Below are 3,817 nucleotides of genomic sequence, written 5' to 3'. Positions count from 1 at the left end.
GCGGGAAATACCCGACTGGCCCGATTTCACCACCACGCGCGGATCGGAAGCGAAATGGGCAAGCGCAGGATCATCGAGGATCGCATTGTCCTGCGCGATGATGACGACCCGCCCAACGTAACGGGATTGCAGCAACGCATCGAGCACCCAGCCGATCATCGGCCTGCCGTTGATCGGAATCAGCGCCTTGGTAGAACGCCTGAAGCCGCGTGCCAGCGGATCGACACCAGGGCGCTGCCCCGCAAGAAGCGCCACCGACCAATATCGAGGCGAACGACCAACCATATTCACGAACCCTTCCCGTGAAGCATTACGGGGGATACGATACCGTGCCCACTAATGCTTTGGATTTTGATGAGATTTTGCCTACTCGCCGAAGCTGACAGCAACCTGACGGAGCGATCGTTCAGCTGAAGTCGAGGATCAGCGCGCTGTTCTCAGGATCGGTGCGGATCGCGCCGCGGTGCACCTGCATGATGCGGTCGACGATCGCGAGGCCCAAGCCGGCGCCATCCGGGCTGGCATAGTCGGCGCGTCGGTTGCGCTGGATCAGCTGGGTGAGCTGATCCAGCGACAGACCAGGTCCACCGTCGATCACGCGAATGGCAGGAGTGCCGTCCAGCACCACGTGAACGGTGCCGCCATTCGGCGTAACCCGCACAGCATTGTCGATGAGGTTGCGCAACGCCGCCGCAATCGCCTCGCGCCGCCCGCGGATCACCAACCTTTGGCCATCATTTACCAGCTCAATGGTGCGGCCTTGCGCGATCACTGCCGGAGCACATCTTGCAACCACATCGCTGGCGACATCAGCCAAATCGACATCGTCGGTCGCGGTCGCTGCAGCCTCCTGCGCATCCATTTGCGCCAGCAACATCAGCTGGTCGATCAACCGGCGCATGGCAGCGACATCGCCTTTCAAACGCGCAGCGGCAGGGTCGGTCATGCCATCGAGTTCCAAAACCATCGCCGCCAGCGGAGTACGCAACTCGTGCGCGACATCGGCGGCAAAGGCCTCCTGATGCAATGCTGATTGCTCAAGCCTTCCCAGCAGGGTGTTGACCGCCACGGTAAACGGGCGGACTTCGGTGGGCAGCTTGTGATCATCAATGCGGATGTTGCGATCACGTCCGGTAATGGCGTTCAGCTGCTCTGTTGCATCCGTCAACGGCTTGAAAGCTCGTCGCATGACGAACAGGGCGGCGGCCGTCATCGGCACGACCAGCGCGACGACGGGCAACAGCACGTGTTCCACCATTTCATGGAGCGCGGCCTCCAACGCATTTGCCGTTGCCATCTCGGCAAAGCTGATGCGATATTCGATGAGCACGGCAACAAGCAGGAACACCGTCCCGCCCAGCCCGACCACCGCAAGGCCGCGCGCCAGAGACTTGAAGATGGACGTGGGCTGACGTGACATTCAGCTGCTCCGCAGCATGTAACCGACACCGCGCACCGTGTGCAGCTGCCCGGCAAGCCCTGCTTCGTCCAGCTTGCGGCGAAGACGCGATACCGTGGCCTCTACCGCATTGGGGGTTACCGGCTCGTTGAAGCTATACAACGTGGTCTCGATCGTATCGCGCAACACAACCGTGCCCAGTCTGCGCATCAGCAGTTCCAGCAGGTCAGCCTCACGGCGGGATAAATCAAGCACCCGCTCGTCGCAGCGGGCCTCACGGCTGACCGGATCAAAGGTGAGCGCCCCGGCTTCCAGAAGTATCGCAGCACGCGGCCCAGGCCTGCGCAGCAAGGCGCGAACCCTCGCCGCCAGTTCCTCAATATCCACCGGCTTGACCAGGTAATCATCAGCGCCTGAATCGAGCCCCGCGATCCGGTCTTCCAGCCCGCCACGTGCGGTCAGCATCAGCGCCGGGATCAGCTGGCGCAGGCTGCGCTGGCGCTGCAACCATGTCATGCCGTCGCCATCGGGCAGGCCAAGGTCGAGGATGACAGCATCGAAGGCAGCGCTTTCCAGGCATGCATCTGCTGTCGCCAGATCCGGGGCAATATCGCAGGAAAAGCCCCGCCGGCCCAGACCTTGTGCGATCAGACCGGCGAGGCGTTCATTGTCTTCCACGATCAGCAATCGCACGGGTCTGGCCTCATGGGTCGCTGGGCAACTGTGGAACCTTGGCGCGGACACTCAGTCATTGTCGTGATCGCCATCGGTGCTGCCTGCCTTGCCTTGCTCATATTCGCCTGCTTCGCTCGATACGCCATCAAAAGCCGTCTTGTCATAGCGCAATATGCCCAGGACAGACATTACCACGACTGCGCCGCCTGCCAGCGCGGCCAGGGCGCGGGGGCGCTCGGACTGCTGCACCGGCAGCCCCGCCGCCGTTTTGCGCCCGGTGACCATGGCGCGGACGAGATTGTCTCGCGTCATCACCGACATCACGATCACGCCGATCACATGCACCGCGATCATCACAAGCAGGCCATAGGCAATCGTCTCGTGCAGCTCTTCGCTGCCGCCCACGCCGGTCAGCTGGACGCCGGTCCACACCGCCGCAGCTGTGCCGCCGAGCAGTGCCAGAACAGCCAAGCCACCCAGCGGATTATGGCCCACCGACCGTTCGGCCTTGCCTTTGAACAATTCGCGCAGATGCGGCAGCAGCGCACCGGGCCGGACAAAACTGGCAAAGCGTGCATGCTTGCCGCCGATAAAGCCCCAGCTCAGTCGAAATGCGATCAGCACGGCAGCAATCCATCCTGCCGTCATATGCCAGGTCGCGAGCACGCTATCCTCTTCAGACGAAAGAAATGCTACTACGATGGCCGTGACGAGGGACCAATGGAACAGCCTGACGGGCAAGTCCCAAACGGCGATCTGATTTTTTGGTGATGCAATTCCATGTGCCATAACAGCCTCCTATGAGGCGTTAATGGCTGAGCTACCTGACACCAGCCTGACGGTCGGTAAAACACTTAAGTCGCCTCCCGGAACTCGTGGAGCCGATGGTTGCTGGATGAAGGTAACTGGGGAGCAATGGTCAAGGATGGTGTGCGATCACTGATTGTCTGGTCTTGGCAGAACCTGCCGCTGGAAATTTTGTCCGGGAAAGACCGGAAAGTCCCAGACCCGGTCAATTCGGCCACGGTGAGCGCTCAAAAACGAGGACTACAGAAATCTCTCGCCCGCATGGTTCTCGAACAGAGCAGCATCACGGACATAGCCAAGCAACACCTCGACCTTTTTCTGGCGCGACACCTCTTGCATTTTGGGCAATGAAGCCCCGGCCTTGGCCGCTTCAGTCAGGAATCCGGATCGCAACGAGTGCGCGCCAACCACGGCAGGATCGAGCCCAACCTTTTCGGCGTAGCGCTGGATAAGGCGGGCAACCGAGCGATCTGACATGGGCTCCTTGGTCATCATCCCTTGTGCGTCGGTGCGGTAGAACAAAGGACCCGCCTCCCCTCCCCTTACGCTGAGCCATTCGTTGAGGCGCGCGCCGGGCTTGAGAACCTTGCCCGACGGCACCGCAATGACCTGCCCTTCCCCTTCCTGGTCGGTTTTGGAATGCCGGATCGTCAATTTGAGACCCTCCCGCACCAGCTCGAGGTCAGCCAGTTGTAGCGCGACCAGTTCGGAACGCCGCAGCGCCGCCGCCAGCCCCAGTGCCATCACCGCCCGGTCGCGGACCGCCCGCGGACTCTGGCCTTCAGCAGCTGCAATCATCCGCGCCAGATCAGCCGCCAGAATTGCGCTCTTCTTGCGCGTCGGCCGCGCGCGCTGTTCGCGCCGGATCCCCGCGAGGGTATCGGCAATCACATCGCGCGGATCGCGATGCTGGGGTGCGACCTGCCCTGCCTGCCT

The 3,817-nt window shown here is 61.9% G+C and carries 4 protein-coding genes and 1 pseudogene; all 5 read right to left on the bottom strand.

The window, feature by feature from the left end:
* A pseudogene (locus C0456_RS19725) lies at positions 1–255 on the bottom strand (NTP transferase domain-containing protein); the annotation flags it as partial.
* Positions 256–406: 151 nt separating this feature from the next.
* Entirely contained in the window at positions 407–1,420 is a 1,014-nt protein-coding gene (locus tag C0456_RS19720; protein WP_060977085.1) for a HAMP domain-containing sensor histidine kinase, read from the bottom strand.
* The gene (locus tag C0456_RS19715) at positions 1,421–2,092 is read right to left on the bottom strand and encodes a response regulator transcription factor (protein ID WP_060977086.1); all 672 of its coding nucleotides are present in this window, start codon (positions 2,090–2,092) and stop codon (positions 1,421–1,423) included. It abuts the gene before it with no gap.
* 51 nt (positions 2,093–2,143) lie between these two features.
* Positions 2,144–2,815 (bottom strand): cytochrome b/b6 domain-containing protein, encoded by a 672-nt coding sequence (locus C0456_RS19710; RefSeq protein WP_208597792.1) that lies wholly within the window; start codon positions 2,813–2,815, stop codon positions 2,144–2,146.
* A gap of 306 nt (positions 2,816–3,121) precedes the next feature.
* Positions 3,122–3,817 (bottom strand): site-specific integrase (locus tag C0456_RS19705; RefSeq protein ID WP_291056135.1); only part of this gene is annotated, 696 nt, incomplete at its 5' end.

Origin of the sequence: Hyphomonas sp. (assembly GCF_013823385.1) — a bacterium.
Taxonomy (GTDB): domain Bacteria; phylum Pseudomonadota; class Alphaproteobacteria; order Caulobacterales; family Hyphomonadaceae; genus Hyphomonas.
The sequence above is the reverse complement of the archived record's forward strand: the minus strand, read 5'-3'. Positions and strand labels throughout refer to the sequence as shown.

What these genes read in the sequence shown, in the direction of transcription:
- C0456_RS19720 (WP_060977085.1), bottom strand. Translation starts at nt 1,420, where the DNA reads ATGTCACGTCAGCCCACGTCCATCTTCAAGTCTCTGGCGCGCGGCCTT.